A 15,574-nucleotide genomic window follows, 5' to 3' on the forward strand; every position below is an offset into this window, starting at 1 on the left:
CGCAGGAAGTGTTCCCGGAGTCCTTTCGCTTGTCCTTGGAAACGCATCGGTGGTGTTAATCGACTGCGAGCATTTGTTTATTGCGATCATGCGCCGGCTTCGCGACATCACTTAGCCATTACGCCGGGAATACGCATGCACAGAATGACCAGCACCGGTTTTCGGGTGCTCGCCGACGTCCTGACCGACGCGGGAGCCAACGTGGAAGCCTTGCTCAACGAGTTCGGCAGTAGCCACGAGGAGGTTTGGGCGAATCCCAATGGCGTTCCGCTGGAACTGGTCTACAAAGTCATGGCGGCAGCGGCAGGACGCACCGGCAACCCGGACATTGGGCTGCTGGCCTATGCCCGCGCGCATCCGGCAAACCTGGAGGTGTTGGGTTACGCGGTGATGTCCTGCCCGACGCTCGGCGCGGCGTTGCAACGCTTTGTGGACTATCAATCGCTGATCTGCAACGGCTTTCATATGTGCCTGGATCAGGAACCCGGTGCGGTAAAACTGATCGGACTGGATGTCAGCACCCAGCCGTCGCTGACGCCACGGGCCTACATCGATGCCGGGGCCGCGCAGATCCTGGGGCTGGTCCACTGGCTGTTGCCCAATCGCAAGCCCGACCCGGTGGCAGCGAGTTTCACTTACCCTAAGCCCGCAGACACCGGCCAACTGGAGCGACTGCTTGGCAGAAACCTGTCCTTCGGTGCGTCATACAACAGCCTGAGTTTCAGCATTGACGATTGTGCGATGGCGTTGCCCACTGCCGATTCGGCACTGGATGTGCTGCATGTCGAATATGCCCGTACGCGACTGAACCTGATGCTTAATGGCTCGATGACCGAGCGAGTTCGTCGGGTCCTGGCCGAGAGACTGGCCCAAGGCGTGCCCAGCGACCTGAACCGGATCGCCCAGGCGTTGGGCATCAGCGCGCGCAGCCTGCAACGGCGACTCGCCGATGAAGGCATTCATTTTTCGGCCTTGCAGGATGAAGCGCGTCTTAGGCTGGCGCACACCTTCCTGCGCAACTCGGTGCGCAGCGTGAAATACATTGGCGCGCTGCTGGGTTTTCGCGACCAGAGCAGCTTTCACAAAGCCTGTATCCGCTGGTTCGGCATGACGCCCGGATGCTATCGGCAAGCGTCCTGAACCCGGTTACTCAGCCACTGCCACCTGATTGCGCCCGCGAGCTTTGGCGCGATACAGCGCCTTGTCGGCGTTGTTCATCAGGCTATGCAGGTCGTGATCATCGTCGTTCATGCTGGCAACACCGACGCTGGCCGAAACCCGATTGACCGGGGCACTCATCATGCCAGCGAGCGACTGCAGCAGTTCTTCGGCGATATTACGGGCCACCTCGATGGAGGTGTTTGGCAGGAGGACGGCGAATTCTTCGCCGCCCAGGCGTCCGTACACATCGGTGTCACGGAACGAGGAACTGATGACCTGACCCATTTGCCGCAGCACCTGATCGCCCACCTGGTGCCCGTAGGTGTCATTGATGTGTTTGAAGTGATCCATGTCCAGCATGAGGGCGCACAGCGGCAAGTGGTTTTTCCGACAATAACCGAACAAATGCTGTGCATTCTCGAAAAACGCCCGGCGATTCTTGAGGCCGGTGAGTTCATCGGTCTGTGCGGCACGGGTGGATACGTTGTGCGCGTGTTCCATTTCCCGGGTCAACCGAAAGGCGGTTTCCAACGCCTCGGACAGGCTGCGCGTGGCGCTGAACACGAACGAGGCGAACCCCATCACCGCCACGCCCATGCCGACCTGCAGGGATGAAGGCTGGACCAACAACCACACCGTACAAGGCAACAGCACCAGGACGATCGAGACGACCGTCATGTAGCGGTACGCCGAATAGCAGGACACCGCACTCACCGACATGCCCACGCAAAACAGCATGACCATTGTCTGGCCCAACAGATCGTCGACCGGGATGACCGCCAGGGCGCCGCCGCCCCAGATACTGGCAGACAGCACCAGCGTGACCCAGTAAATGTGCTCCCAGCGTTGGGGCGTGCGCTCGCGGTCGGGGCTGCGAAAATAAGCGGCAAACATGATGATGCGCACCAGCGACGAGGCGGTGAGCAGCGCGATCCACCACGCAACCGTCCGGTGATCGAAACGGTCCCAGCACAGCCAGCACAGCATCAGCACCGCGAGATAACTGCCAAGCACCGCTAAAACCGACTGACGAAACAGTTGGTGCAATCGATCTGATTGCACCAGTTTCACGATGAAATCTTCCTGTTGATACCGCAATCCAGGGCCATCCATTAGAGCCGCCTGATAATGATGCTGCGCAGGGGCTCTATTCTGGCACTTTGCTAGCAACGCTCACAACCGCGACTCCAATTCTCGGTCCACCTCCCCCTGTAGGAGCGAGCATGCTCCGGGCGGCGTTCCGACGATGGAGGTCAACGATGACGCTGGCTAACTGATACCCCGCGGTGCCTTTGAGACCATCGCGAGCATGCTCGCTCCTACAAGTGACTCAGCACCCATAAGCATTCTGTCGCCTCACCAACAGAAACCCGTATCGGACGCTTGCGTTGCCGATATTATGGTATACCATCATACGGACAGACACCCTTCACCCGTATGGAGCAGCTCATGAGTTTCGAAATTCGCAAGATCGTCAGCTATGTCGAAGAGACCTTTATCGAAGGCGGCAAAGCCACCGACAAGCCCGTCACCATGATCGGCCTGGCCGTGGTCATGAAAAACCCATGGGTGGGTAATGGTTTCGTTGAAGATCTCAAGCCGCAGATCCGCGCCAACTGCTCCGACCTCGGTGCCCTGATGGTCGAGCGCCTGGTGGGCCTGATCGGTGGTGCCGAGAAGATCGAGGCGTACGGCAAGGCCGCAGTGGTCGGTGCCGATGGCGAAATCGAGCACGCTTCGGCGGTGATCCACACCCTGCGTTTCGGCAACCACTATCGCGAAGCGGTCCAGGCCAAGAGCTACCTGAGCTTCACCAACAAGCGCGGCGGTCCGGGCACTTCGATCCAGATCCCGATGATGCACAAGGACGACGAAGGCCAGCGTTCGCACTACATCACCCTGGAAATGCAGATCGAAGATGCCCCTCGTGCCGATGAAATCGTTGTGGTCCTGGGTTGCGCCGACGGCGGCCGCCTGCACCCACGCATCGGCAACCGCTACATCGACCTGGAAGAACTGGCCGCCGAAAAAGCCCAGTAAGACGGTCGGTCACTACAACAAAAAGGTATGCAGGAGCGCTCCATGATTCGGCTCACCGCTGAACGCACCCCGGCTGGCACCAGTTATCTGGCGACCGGCCAAGGCCAGCCTGTGGTTTTGATCCACGGCGTGGGCCTGAATAAAGAAATGTGGGGCGGCCAGGTCGTTGGCCTGGCCACGAAGTACCGCGTGATCGCTTATGACATGCTGGGTCATGGCGCCAGCCCGCGCCCGGAAAGCGGCACGCCACTGCTCGGTTATGCCGACCAGTTGCTGGAGCTGCTCGATCACTTGCAGTTGCCCCAGGCGACCGTGATCGGCTTCTCCATGGGCGGTCTGGTGGCGCGAGCCTTCGCCCTGCATTACCCGCAACGCCTGCAAGGCCTGGTGGTACTCAACAGCGTGTTCAATCGCACCGCCGAACAGCGTGCCGGCGTCATTGCCCGCACCGCCCAGGCGGCCGAGCACGGCCCGGATGCCAACGCTGAAGCGGCGCTCTCGCGCTGGTTCAGCCGTGAATATCAGGCAGCCAACCCGGCTCAGATCGCCGCGTTGCGCCAGACCCTGGCCGAGAATGACCCGCAGGGCTACCTCACCACTTACGAACTGTTCGCCACCCAGGACATGTACCGCGCCGACGACCTGGCTTCTATCCAGGCACCGACGCTCGTCGCCACCGGCGAACTGGACCCCGGCTCCACCCCGGAAATGGCCCGGCAACTGGCCGAGCGCATTCCCGGCGCAACGGTTGCCGTACTGGCCGAACAGCGGCATATGATGCCCGTAGAATCGCCGCGCCTGGTCAACCAGTTGTTGCTCGAGTTTCTCGACACTGCGCACGCCCGACAAAATCCTATAAAGGGGATCGTTGCATGACACTCGCACGCTTTCAGATGTGCATCGGCGGTGAATGGGTCGATGCCCTCTCGGGCAAGACATTCGAAAGCCTGAACCCGGCCCTGGCCGAACCCTGGGCCGAACTGCCCGATGCCGATGAAGCCGATGTCGAGCGCGCCGTTCAGGCTGCGCAGACCGCTTTCGACAGCCCGGCCTGGCGCGGCCTGACCGCCACTGCTCGCGGCAAACTGCTGCGTCGCCTGGGCGACTTGATCGCCGAGAACAAGGAAAACCTGGCCCAGCTGGAAAGCCGCGACAACGGTAAGCTGATCCGCGAGACCCGCGGCCAGGTCGGCTACCTGCCGGAGTTCTTCCACTACACCGCAGGCTTGGCCGACAAGCTCGAAGGCGGCACCCTGCCTTTGGACAAGCCCGACCTCTTTGCCTACACCGTGCACGAAGCCATGGGCGTGGTCGCCGCGATCATCCCCTGGAACAGCCCGCTGTACCTGACCGCCATCAAGCTCGCGCCCGCCCTGGCCGCCGGCAATACCATCGTGATCAAGCCCTCCGAGCACGCCTCGGCGACCATTCTGGAACTGGCTCGCCTGGCCCTGGAAGCCGGCATTCCACCGGGTGTGGTCAACGTGGTCACCGGCTACGGCCCGAGCACCGGTGCGGCCCTCACCCGCCATCCGCTGGTGCGCAAGATCGCCTTCACCGGCGGCGCAGCGACGGCCCGGCATGTGGTGCGCAGCAGCGCCGAGAACTTCGCCAAGCTGTCGCTGGAGCTGGGCGGCAAATCGCCGAACATCATTTTTGCCGACGCAGACCTCGACAGCGCGATCAACGGCGCCATCGCCGGGATCTACGCCGCGTCCGGGCAAAGTTGCGTATCCGGCTCGCGCCTTCTGGTGCAAGACGAAATCTACGACGAGTTCGTGGGTCGCCTGGTGGAACGCGCCCAGCGCATCCGCATCGGCAACCCGCAGGAGGACACCAGCGAAATGGGCCCGATGGCCACCGCACAACAATTGGCGGTCGTCGAGGGCCTGGTGGCGGACGCCATCGCAGAGGGTGCGCGCCTGCGCACGGGGGGCAAACGTCCGAGCGGCGTGGGTGACGGCTGGTTCTACGAGCCGACGCTGTTCGAGTGCGACCGCAACTCGATGAAGATCATGCAGGAAGAAGTCTTTGGCCCGGTGGCGTCGGTCATCCGTTTCAAGGACGAAGCCGAAGCACTGGCGATTGCCAACGACTCCCAGTTCGGCCTCGCCGCCGGCATCTGGACCCGCGACCTGGGTCGCGCCCACCGTTTGGCGCGGGATGTGCGTTCAGGGATCATCTGGGTCAACACCTACCGCGCGGTCTCGGCCATGGCGCCGATCGGCGGTTTCAAGAACAGCGGCTATGGACGCGAAAGCGGCATCGACTCGGTGCTGGCCTACACCGAACTGAAAACGGTGTGGATCAACCTCTCCCAGGCACCCATGCCTGACCCGTTTGTGATGCGTTAGGAGACCACCGACATGATCGAACCCGGCATTTACAAAGACGTCATGAGTTCCTTCCCATCCGGCGTCACGGTGGTCACCACCCTGGACCCGGACGGCGGTATCGTCGGCATCACCGCCAGCGCGTTCAGCGCGCTGTCGATCGATCCGGCGCTGGTGCTGTTCTGCCCCAACTACGCTTCGGACACCTACCCGGTGCTGCGCGACAGCAAGCAGTTCGCGATTCACCTGCTGTCGGCCGACCAGACCACCGAGGCCTATGCCTTTGCCAGTAAAGGCAAGGACAAGGCCAAGGACATCGAGTGGCACCTGAGCGCCCTGGGTAACCCGCTGCTAGGCAAGGCCACGGCGATCATCGAGTGCGAGCTGTGGCGCGAATACGACGGTGGCGACCACGCCATCATCGTCGGTGCGGTAAAGAACCTGATCCTGCCCGAACAGCCTGTGACGCCGATGATCTACCACAAAGGCAAGCTGGGGCCGCTGCCCTCGCTGGCTTGATCCAAGATCCCTGCCCTCCTGTAGGAGCGAGCATGCTCGCGAAGAAACTCCGCAACTCCGCGGGGTGCCAGGATGCCAACGTTATCGTTGACGACCATCGCGAGCATGCTCGCTCCTACAGAATGCGGTGTTTTCCCCACTTTTTTCAGGAGCCGGCATGAGTCCAGCAGCCTTGCAACTGTTCCGCCAGCAGGCCTACCTCAATGGCCAATGGCTGGATGCGCCCGACGGCGCCACCCAGGACATCTTCAACCCGGCCACCGGTGAGCTGATCGGCCAGGTGCCAAACCTGGGCGCAGCCCAGGCGCAGCAGGTCATCAAAGCGGCCAACGACGCCTGGCCGGCCTGGCGCGCCTTGACCGCCAAGGAGCGCAGCACGGTCCTCAAGCGCTGGCACGCGCTGATGATCGACAATGCCGATGCCCTGGCCGAAATCCTCACCCTCGAACAAGGCAAACCTCTGGCCGAAGCCAAAGGCGAAATCCTCTACGCCGCCAGCTTCATCGAGTGGTTCGCCGAGGAAGCCAAGCGCATCTACGGCGACACCATCCCGAGCCACAAGGGCGATGCCCGCATCGTTGTGAGCAAGGAGCCGATCGGCGTCGTCGCGGCCATCACACCGTGGAACTTCCCGGCGGCGATGATTACCCGCAAGGCCGGCCCGGCATTGGCCGCCGGCTGCCCGTGCATCGTCAAACCCGCTCCGGAAACACCATTCTCGGCACTGGCCATGGCCGCGCTGGCGGAACAGGCTGGCATTCCGCCGGGTATTTTCAACGTGATCACCGGCGATGCCATCGCCATCGGCGGCGAACTGACGGCCAGCCCCCTTGTGCGCAAACTGTCGTTCACCGGCTCCACCGGCATCGGCAAGCTGCTGATGGCGCAATGCGCGCCGACGCTGAAAAAGGTCTCGCTGGAATTGGGCGGCAACGCCCCCTTTGTCGTGTTCGACGACGCCAATCTGGAGCGAGCGGTGGAAGGCGCCTTGATCGCCAAGTTCCGCAACGCCGGGCAAACCTGCGTTTGCGTCAACCGCTTCCTGGTGCAGTCGGGCATCCATGATGCTTTCGTGGCACGGTTGGCCGAACGCGTGGCGCAGTTGAACGTCGGCAGCGGCTTCGACAGCGGCGTGAATCAGGGCCCATTGATCAACGAGCGCGCGGTGGCCAAGGTCGAAGATCACGTGCAGGACGCCCTCGCCCATGGCGCGCAACTGCTCTGCGGCGGTGAACGGCACGCCCTCGGCCACGGGTTCTTCCAACCCACCGTACTGGCCGGTGTGAACGCTGCGATGAAAGTCGCCCGCGAAGAAACCTTCGGCCCGCTGGCCGCCGTATTCCGCTTCGACAGCGAAGCCGAGGCGATCCATCTGGCGAACGACACCGAGTTCGGGCTGGCGGCCTACTGCTACACCCGCGACCTCGGCCGCGCCTGGCGCATGAGCGAAGCGCTGGAGTACGGCATGGTCGGGATCAACGAAGGGCTGATCTCTACCGAAGTCGCGCCATTTGGCGGCATCAAGTCCTCGGGCCTGGGCCGCGAAGGCTCCAAATACGGCATCGAGGATTACCTGGAAATCAAATACACCCTGATGGGTGGGCTCGACGACTTTGGGAGCAATCGTTAATGAGCAACGAAAAGTATGAACAGGGCCTGAAAATCCGCACGCAGGTGCTGGGTGAAGCCTACGTCAAGCGCTCCATCGAGAACGCCGACGACTTCACCCGGCCCTTGCAGGAGATGGTGACCGAGTACTGCTGGGGCCACGTCTGGGGTCGCGAGGGTTTGTCGCTTAAAGAGCGCAGCATGATAAACTTGGCCATGATTTCGGCCCTCAACCGGCCACACGAACTCAAGCTGCATGTAGGCGGCGCCTTGCGTAACGGGCTGAGTCGTGAACAAATACGCGAAATTCTGCTTCAGGTCGGTATTTATTGCGGTGTCCCCGCTGCGGTGGACAGCTTCCGGCTCGCCCGCGAAGCGTTCGCCGAAGCCGACGCCGAGGCCTCCAGTTAACCTTTGGCTGTTTTGATTGACTGAGCACGATGATCTTCGGGTCCAAGTGCTCTTTTTGCATGGACAGCCACACTCAGAGCGGACCCCATGAAACGCCTGCCACTCGACGACAGCTTCAAGGTCAATCGCAACCCCGTTACCCTGCGCGAAATCGTGCTGGATAAACTGCGAAGCGCCATCATGAACTTCCAGCTCATGCCGGGAGACCGTCTGGTCGAGCGTGATCTGTGCGACCGCCTCGGTGTCAGCCGCACCTCCGTTCGCGAAGCTCTGCGCCACCTCGAATCCGAGGGCCTGGTGGAATTCGCCGATGCCAAGGGCCCACGGGTGGCGATCATCACCCTGGACGATGCCGTCGACATCTATGAACTGCGTTGCGTGCTCGAAGGGCTGATCGTCCAGCTGTTCACCCTGCGCGCCAAGGCCAAGGACATCAAGGCCCTGGAAAAAGCCCTGGAGGAAAACCGCAAGGCCCTCAAGGAAGGCGAACTGCAACAGGTGATCGATTCGGTACAGGGTTTCTACGACGTGCTGCTCGAAGGTTCGGGCAACCATGTGGCGGCCACCCAGTTGCGCCAGTTGCAGGCGCGCATCAGCTACCTGCGTGCGACCTCGGTGTCTCAGGAAAACCGTCGTGGCGCCAGCAACCAGGAAATGGAACGCATGGTGGAGGCGATCAAGACCGGCGATCCGGTGGTGGCGCACCAGGCCTGTGTCGACCACGTTCGCGCCGCAGCCACAGTGGCGCTGGAATACCTCAAGCGCAAGCAGGAAGAGACCGGGCCCACGCCTGAGATCACCCTGCCCATCGCGCTGAAAGAACCGCGCATAGGTCGCTGATCATGTTCAGCCCGAGCTTTTGCCCAAGGTGCGGTGGCAACGACCTCAAGTCGCAGCTGCCGCCGGGTGATACGCACGAGCGCCTGATGTGCTGTGGATGCGGTTACATCCATTACGTCAACCCGAAGATCATTGCCGGCTGCATCATCGAGCAGGACGGCAAGTATCTGTTGTGCCAGCGCGCCATCCCCCCGCGCCCCGGCACCTGGACGCTGCCGGCCGGTTTCATGGAAGGCGGCGAAACCACCGAGCAAGCGGCGCTGCGCGAGGTCTGGGAGGAAAGCGGCGTGCGTGCCGAAATCCACTCGCCGTACTCGATCTTCAGCGTGCCGAAGATCAGCGAGGTGTACATCATCTACCGCGCCGTCGCGCTGGAGATCACCGGACAGTTCGGCCCGGAAACCCTCGACTACAAATTCTTCGCGCCCGAGGACATTCCCTGGGACAGCATCTACTACCCCGCGATCCGCCAGATTCTCGAACGCTACATCGAAGAACGCCAGGCCGGGGTGTATGGCATCTACATCGGCAATGACGATAGCGGGAAGATTCACTTCATCCGCTAAGCACACTCCACCTCCCCTGTAGGAGCGAGCATGCTCGCGATGGTTTCTGGGTCGCCGCAGGGTGTCAGGCTTCCCGCGTCATCGTTGACCTCCATCGCGAATAAATTCGCTCCTACAGAGGGATGGTTACACCGGCGCAACCCCCTCAACAATAATCACCTCAGCCCGCGCCACACCTTCACGGTGCCGTTTGGCTTCCTGGTATTCATCAGAGTTGTAGCAAGCCAGCGCCTGCTCGTACGTTTCAAACTCGATCACCACGCTACGCTGCGGCGTCACCCGACCTTCCATCGCCTGGCTGCGTCCGCCCCGGGCCAGCAGCCGACCACCGTACAACGCGAAGGCCGCTGGCGCCCGCTGGGTATATTGACTGTATTGATCGGGATCAGTGACATCCACGTGGGCTATCCAGTACGCCTTCATAGTGACCTCTGTGTTGATTTTGTATTATGGTATACCACAAATATCTCCACCCCACATCGAGAGTTACATCATGGCGTTCAACAGCATCGAAGAAATCATCGAAGACTACCGCCAGGGCAAGATGGTGCTTCTGGTGGACGATGAGGATCGCGAGAACGAAGGCGACCTCCTCCTTGCCGCCGACTGCTGCTCGGCCGAAACCATCAGCTTCATGGCTCGCGAAGCACGTGGCCTGATTTGCCTGACCCTGACGGACGAGCACTGCCAGCGCCTTGGCCTGGAACAGATGGTGCCCAGTAACGGCAGCGTGTTCAGCACCGCGTTCACCGTGTCCATTGAGGCCGCCGTTGGCGTCACCACCGGCATCTCGGCCGCTGACCGGGCACGAACCGTGGCCGCCGCGGTAACGGCGGGGGCAACGGCCGCCGATATCGTCCAGCCCGGCCACATCTTCCCCTTGCGCGCCCGTGAAGGCGGCGTGCTGACCCGCGCCGGTCATACCGAAGCCGGCTGCGACCTGGCGCGCCTGGCCGGGTTTACCCCCGCCTCGGTGATCGTCGAAGTGATGAACGACGACGGCACCATGGCCCGTCGTCCCGACCTTGAAGTGTTCGCACGCAAGCATGGGATCAAGATCGGCACCATCGCCGACCTGATCCACTATCGACTGAGCAACGAACACACCGTCGAGCGCATCGGTGAGCGTGAATTGCCGACCGTGCACGGCACCTTTCGCCTGATCACTTATGAGGACCGCATCGAAGGCGGTGTGCACATGGCCATGGTCATGGGCGAATTGCGTCGCGAGGAACCGACCCTGGTGCGGGTTCATGTCATCGACCCGCTGCGCGACCTGGTGGGCGCGCAATACAGCGGCCCGAGCAACTGGACGCTGTGGGCTGCCCTGCAACGCGTGGCCGAAGAAGGTCGTGGCGTGGTGGTGGTGCTCGCCAACCATGAATCGTCCCAGGCGCTGCTCGAACGGGTTCCGCAACTGACCCAACCGCCCCGCCAATTCAGCCGTTCGCAGTCACGCATCTATTCTGAAGTGGGTACGGGCGCGCAGATCCTGCAGAACCTGGGCGTCGGCAAACTGCGGCACCTGGGCCCACCGCTGAAGTATGCGGGCTTGACCGGGTATGACCTGGAGGTGGTGGAGAGTATTGCTTTCACGGGATGACTCACCAAGCCCCCTGTAGGAGCGAGCTTGCACCTACAGGGATGGAATCGGCCGCTTGAAAGGCAATACAGATCAAAGAAAAAAAACAGGCTCAGCAGATGGCCGGTAAGGCAAAATGCTTGCACAAAGTTTGGAATACCATAATATGATATTCCATAGACCGACCGATCATCAGTGACCGTTCGGACCTACTGCTCCCGATAGGCGGGCATGAAAGCCCCGCTCATAAACACAACAATGAGGGCGTAAAAATGGTGTTGAACAAACGTGCAACCGCGATTTTTTTTGCGGGACTGCTGAGCGTGACCAGCCAGGCGTCGATGGCTGCCGAAAGCGTCAACTTCGTCAGTTGGGGCGGTAGCACCCAAGATGCGCAAAAGCAGGCCTGGGCCGACCCATTCAGCAAGGCCACCGGCATCACCGTGGTCCAGGATGGCCCGACCGACTACGGCAAACTCAAGGCCATGGTCGAAAGCGGCAATGTGCAATGGGACGTGGTCGATGTCGAAGCCGACTTCGCCCTGCGCGCTGCGGCCGAAGGCCTGCTCGAACCCCTCGACTTTTCGGTCATCCAGCGCGACAAGATCGACCCACGTTTCGTCTCCGATCACGGCGTCGGCTCGTTCTTCTTCTCCTTTGTCCTCGGCTATAACGAAGGCAAACTCGGCGCCAGCAAGCCCCAGGACTGGTCCGCCCTGTTCGACACCAAGACCTACCCCGGCAAACGCGCCCTCTACAAATGGCCAAGCCCTGGTGTGCTGGAACTGGCGTTGCTGGCTGACGGCGTAGCCGCCGACAAGCTCTATCCGCTGGACCTGGATCGCGCCTTCAAGAAACTCGACACCATCAAGAAAGACATCGTCTGGTGGGGCGGCGGCGCACAATCGCAACAGCTGCTGGCCTCCGGTGAAGCCAGCATGGGCCAGTTCTGGAACGGTCGCATCCACGCCTTGCAGGAAGACGGCGCCCCGGTGGGTGTGAGCTGGAAACAGAACCTGGTCATGGCCGACATCCTGATTGTGCCAAAAGGCTCGAAAAACAAGGAAGCGGCCATGAAATTCCTGGCCAATGCGAGCAGCGCCAAAGGCCAGGCCGACTTCTCCAACCTGACCGCTTATGCACCGGTCAACGTCGACAGCGTGGCGCGCCTGGATTCGGTGCTGGCACCTAACCTGCCGACTGCTTATGCCAAGGATCAAATCACTCTCGATTTCGCGTACTGGGCCAAGAACGGTCAAGCCATCGCGACACGGTGGAACGAATGGCTGGTCAAATGAAAATGACGGCATCCACGCCGACCGGGGGCGCCACTGGCGCCCTCGGGGCGGCATCCGGCAAAGCGGCGCTGGCCAATCAGGCCCCGAGCCTGGCCCAGCGCTGGCGCGGGTCGAGTAACCTGATCCCGGCCCTGCTGTTTCTCGGTCTGTTCTTCCTGGCTCCGCTGATCGGCCTGTTGCTGCGCGGCGTGCTCGAACCGGTGCCCGGCCTGGGCAACTACGAGCAGTTGTTCGCCAACTCGGCCTATGCCCGGGTCTTGATCAACACCTTTTCGGTGGCGGGCCTGGTGACCTTGTTCAGCCTGCTGCTGGGTTTCCCGCTGGCCTGGGCGATCACCCTGGTGCCGCGCGGCTGGGGTCGCTGGATCCTCAACATCGTGCTGCTGTCGATGTGGACCAGCCTGCTGGCCCGCACCTACTCCTGGCTGGTGTTGCTGCAAGCCTCCGGGGTGATCAACAAGGCACTGATGACCATGGGCATCATCGATCAGCCGCTGGAGATGGTGCATAACCTCACCGGCGTGGTGATCGGCATGAGCTACATCATGATCCCGTTCATCGTGCTGCCCTTGCAGGCGACCATGCAGGCCATCGATCCGATGATTTTGCAGGCCGGTTCCATCTGTGGCGCCAGCCCATGGACCAACTTCTTCCGGGTGTTCCTGCCGCTGTGCCGGCCGGGGCTGTTCTCTGGCGGCCTGATGGTGTTCGTGATGTCGCTCGGTTACTACGTCACCCCCGCGTTGCTGGGCGGTGCGCAGAACATGATGCTGCCCGAGTTCATCATCCAGCAGGTGCAATCGTTCCTCAACTGGGGCCTGGCCAGCGCTGGCGCCGCGTTGCTGATCGCCATCACGCTGGTGTTGTTCTACTTCTACCTGAAGCTTCAGCCGGAATCCCCGGTTGGCGCCAGCAACGCGAGGTAAGCCGTCATGCTCCTGACCCCCAATGCGATGAGCCGGCGCATGCGCCTGGGCCTTTATTTCACCACGGGCCTGATCGCGCTGTTCCTGCTGTTGCCTATCGTGTTCATCGTGCTGCTGTCGTTCGGTTCCTCCCAGTGGCTGGTGTTTCCACCGCCGGGCTGGACGCTGAAATGGTACGGCCAGTTTTTCTCCAATGCCGACTGGATGAACGCGGCGATGGCCAGCCTCAAGGTCGCCGTGCTGACCACGTTCTTCGCCGTGGCGCTCGGCCTGCCAACCGCGTTTGCCTTGGTGCGCGGACGCTTCCCCGGGCGGGAAATGCTCTACGGGCTGTTCACCCTGCCGATGATCGTGCCACTGGTGATCATTGCCGTGGCCGTGTACGCGCTGTTCCTCAAGCTGGGCTACACCGGGACGATGTTCGCTTTCGTGGTCAGCCATGTGATCGTGGCGCTGCCGTTCACGATCATCTCGATCATCAACTCGCTGAAGCTGTTTGACCAGTCGATTGAAGATGCCGCCGTGATCTGCGGTGCCTCGCGCCTGCAAGCGGTGTTCAAGGTGACATTCCCGGCGATCCGCCCCGGCATGGTGGCCGGCGCCCTCTTCGCCTTCCTCGTCTCGTGGGACGAAGTGGTGCTGAGCGTGATGATGGCCAGCCCGACCTTGCAGACCCTTCCCGTGAAAATGTGGACCACCCTGCGCCAGGACCTGACGCCTGTGATCGCCGTCGCTTCGACGCTGCTGATCGGCCTCTCGGTATTGGTCATGGTGATCGCCGCCGCCCTTCGCCGGCGCAATGAAATCAGCGCCTAGCGCCAGGAGTACGACATGAGTGCAGTGATCAAAGATGCCGCGCAGCAGAATGCCCAACCCCTGGTAAGCCTGCGCAACCTGAACAAGTACTACGGCGAATTCGCCGCCGTGGACAACATCGCCCTGGACATCAAGGACGGCGAATTCCTCACGTTCCTGGGCTCCAGCGGCTCGGGCAAAAGTACTACCCTGTCGATGCTCGCCGGCTTCGAAACGCCCACCAGCGGCGAGATCCTGGTCGAGGGCAAATCCCTGGTCAATGTGCCGCCGCACAAACGCGACATCGGTATGGTGTTCCAACGCTACTCGCTGTTCCCGCACCTGTCGGTACGCGACAACATCGCGTTTCCGCTGGCGGTCCGCAAGCTCGACAGCGCCGAACGCGAGCGCCGGGTCGATGCCATGCTCAAGCTGGTGCAACTGGAGCAATTCGCCCATCGCCGCCCTTCGCAATTGTCCGGAGGCCAGCAGCAACGGGTCGCCATCGCCCGGGCGCTGGTCTATGAACCCCGCATCCTGCTGATGGACGAACCCCTGGGTGCGCTGGACAAAAAGTTGCGTGAAGACTTGCAGGACGAACTGCGCCAACTGCATCGGCGCCTGGGCATCACCATCGTCTACGTGACCCACGACCAGGAAGAAGCCATGCGCCTGTCCCAGCGCATCGCCATCTTCAGCCACGGCAAGATCGTAGGCCTGGGCAGTGGTTATGACCTGTATCAGAACCCGCCAAACGCGTTTGTGGCGTCGTTCCTCGGCAACTCGAACTTCCTCAAGCTCAAGGCCCAAGGCAACGCGGCGGCCTCGTTCGAAGGCCAGTCGCTGTCGATCCGCCTGACCGCCGGGCTGCAGACCGACCAGGATGTGCTGCTGATGGTCCGCCCGGAAAAAGCGCTGGCGCTGAGTGTCGAACAGGCTGCGCAGGAACCGCTGGCGGCGGGCTGGAACGAGGTGTCGGCGATTGTCGGTGAAATGCTGTTCCTGGGCGAGAGCCAGACCTGCACCGTAAAAACCCTGGGCGGCACCTCGATGACGGTCAAGGCACTCTCGGCCGCAGGCATGCCGCTCAAGGCCGGTGATCCGGTGCGGGTCCGCTGGGCCACCGCCGATGCCTGCGTGTACACCGAGTGGGCGGAAAGCGACCTGAACAAGGCCGCTGGCGCACACTGATCCAACGCGTCACCCTCGGGCCGCCACAACGTCGGGTTGTGGCGGTCTTTTTTTGCCCTCGATATCCCCCCTCCCCCCTGTAGGAGCGAGCATGCTCGCGATGGTGGTCCAGACACCGCAGGCATCCAGAAAGCCCGCGTCACCGTTGACGCCCATCGCGACAGTTCGACGCCTCGACATGCTCGCTCCTACAGGGAACATGGTGCATTTTGTGGGAGGGGGGAACGGTGATACTTCGGAAAAACCGAACCATCACGACGAAATAAACGATTTTTCTCTCCTGCAATCCCTTCGCTAGCATGAC

Annotated in this window: 16 protein-coding genes; 14 read left to right on the top strand and 2 right to left on the bottom strand. The window is 61.8% G+C overall.

Features of this window, described 5'->3' with window-relative positions; all coding sequences use genetic code 11:
- The first annotated feature begins 135 nt into the window (after positions 1 to 135).
- A complete protein-coding gene (locus AB4N64_RS13565) occupies positions 136 to 1,140 on the top strand; it encodes an AraC family transcriptional regulator ligand-binding domain-containing protein (protein ID WP_460126310.1) in 1,005 nt (334 codons plus the stop codon).
- 6 nt (positions 1,141 to 1,146) lie between these two features.
- On the opposite strand, the gene AB4N64_RS13570 is transcribed toward AB4N64_RS13565, so the two are convergent.
- Positions 1,147 to 2,274 carry a GGDEF domain-containing protein gene (locus AB4N64_RS13570; RefSeq protein WP_460126311.1) on the bottom strand — a complete coding sequence of 376 codons (1,128 nt, stop codon included), beginning with the start codon at positions 2,272 to 2,274 and terminating at the stop codon, positions 1,147 to 1,149.
- A gap of 336 nt (positions 2,275 to 2,610) precedes the next feature.
- On the opposite strand from AB4N64_RS13570, the gene AB4N64_RS13575 reads away from it, so the two are divergent.
- The 8 genes from AB4N64_RS13575 (at position 2,611) to AB4N64_RS13610 (ending at position 9,478) form a co-directional block, all read left to right on the top strand.
- The gene (locus AB4N64_RS13575; protein ID WP_460126312.1) at positions 2,611 to 3,201 is read left to right on the top strand and encodes an amino acid synthesis family protein; all 591 of its coding nucleotides are present in this window, start codon (positions 2,611 to 2,613) and stop codon (positions 3,199 to 3,201) included.
- Between the two features lie 42 nt (positions 3,202 to 3,243).
- Positions 3,244 to 4,077: an alpha/beta fold hydrolase gene (locus AB4N64_RS13580; protein WP_460126313.1), complete on the top strand. Its 834-nt coding sequence runs from the start codon at positions 3,244 to 3,246 to the stop codon at positions 4,075 to 4,077.
- On the top strand, positions 4,074 to 5,555 hold the full coding sequence (locus tag AB4N64_RS13585; RefSeq protein WP_460126314.1) for an aldehyde dehydrogenase: 1,482 nt from the start codon (positions 4,074 to 4,076) through the stop codon (positions 5,553 to 5,555). Before AB4N64_RS13580 ends, AB4N64_RS13585 begins: the two co-directional genes overlap by 4 nt.
- A gap of 12 nt (positions 5,556 to 5,567) precedes the next feature.
- Complete coding sequence (locus tag AB4N64_RS13590) at positions 5,568 to 6,053, top strand: flavin reductase family protein (RefSeq protein WP_460126315.1); 486 nt, start codon at positions 5,568 to 5,570, stop codon at positions 6,051 to 6,053.
- Positions 6,054 to 6,210: 157 nt separating this feature from the next.
- Entirely contained in the window at positions 6,211 to 7,683 is a 1,473-nt protein-coding gene (locus AB4N64_RS13595) for an NAD-dependent succinate-semialdehyde dehydrogenase (protein WP_460126316.1), read from the top strand.
- On the top strand, positions 7,683 to 8,072 hold the full coding sequence (locus AB4N64_RS13600; protein WP_460126317.1) for a carboxymuconolactone decarboxylase family protein: 390 nt from the start codon (positions 7,683 to 7,685) through the stop codon (positions 8,070 to 8,072). Before AB4N64_RS13595 ends, AB4N64_RS13600 begins: the two co-directional genes overlap by 1 nt.
- Positions 8,073 to 8,159: 87 nt before the next feature.
- A complete protein-coding gene (locus tag AB4N64_RS13605; RefSeq protein WP_460126318.1) occupies positions 8,160 to 8,912 on the top strand; it encodes a GntR family transcriptional regulator in 753 nt (250 codons plus the stop codon).
- Between the two features lie 2 nt (positions 8,913 to 8,914).
- Positions 8,915 to 9,478: an NUDIX hydrolase gene (locus tag AB4N64_RS13610; protein WP_460126319.1), complete on the top strand. Its 564-nt coding sequence runs from the start codon at positions 8,915 to 8,917 to the stop codon at positions 9,476 to 9,478.
- Positions 9,479 to 9,604: 126 nt separating this feature from the next.
- On the opposite strand, the gene AB4N64_RS13615 is transcribed toward AB4N64_RS13610, so the two are convergent.
- A complete protein-coding gene (locus AB4N64_RS13615) occupies positions 9,605 to 9,901 on the bottom strand; it encodes a DUF1330 domain-containing protein (protein WP_460126320.1) in 297 nt (98 codons plus the stop codon).
- A gap of 70 nt (positions 9,902 to 9,971) precedes the next feature.
- Here AB4N64_RS13615 and ribBA point away from each other — a divergent pair, with 70 nt between their 5' ends.
- The 5 genes from ribBA to AB4N64_RS13640 all read left to right on the top strand — a co-directional run bounded on the left by ribBA (position 9,972) and on the right by AB4N64_RS13640 (position 15,270).
- Complete coding sequence (gene ribBA, locus AB4N64_RS13620) at positions 9,972 to 11,081, top strand: bifunctional 3,4-dihydroxy-2-butanone-4-phosphate synthase/GTP cyclohydrolase II (RefSeq protein ID WP_460126321.1); 1,110 nt, start codon at positions 9,972 to 9,974, stop codon at positions 11,079 to 11,081.
- A gap of 251 nt (positions 11,082 to 11,332) precedes the next feature.
- On the top strand, positions 11,333 to 12,358 hold the full coding sequence (locus AB4N64_RS13625) for an ABC transporter substrate-binding protein (RefSeq protein WP_460126322.1): 1,026 nt from the start codon (positions 11,333 to 11,335) through the stop codon (positions 12,356 to 12,358).
- Positions 12,355 to 13,284: an ABC transporter permease gene (locus AB4N64_RS13630; RefSeq protein ID WP_460126323.1), complete on the top strand. Its 930-nt coding sequence runs from the start codon at positions 12,355 to 12,357 to the stop codon at positions 13,282 to 13,284. Before AB4N64_RS13625 ends, AB4N64_RS13630 begins: the two co-directional genes overlap by 4 nt.
- A gap of 6 nt (positions 13,285 to 13,290) precedes the next feature.
- Positions 13,291 to 14,100: an ABC transporter permease gene (locus AB4N64_RS13635; protein WP_460126324.1), complete on the top strand. Its 810-nt coding sequence runs from the start codon at positions 13,291 to 13,293 to the stop codon at positions 14,098 to 14,100.
- Positions 14,101 to 14,115: 15 nt separating this feature from the next.
- Positions 14,116 to 15,270, top strand: a complete 1,155-nt coding sequence (locus AB4N64_RS13640) for an ABC transporter ATP-binding protein (protein WP_460126325.1) — start codon at positions 14,116 to 14,118, stop codon at positions 15,268 to 15,270.
- Positions 15,271 to 15,574 lie beyond the last annotated feature (304 nt).

The sequence above is a fragment of the Pseudomonas sp. S2_C03 genome (assembly GCF_054668405.1).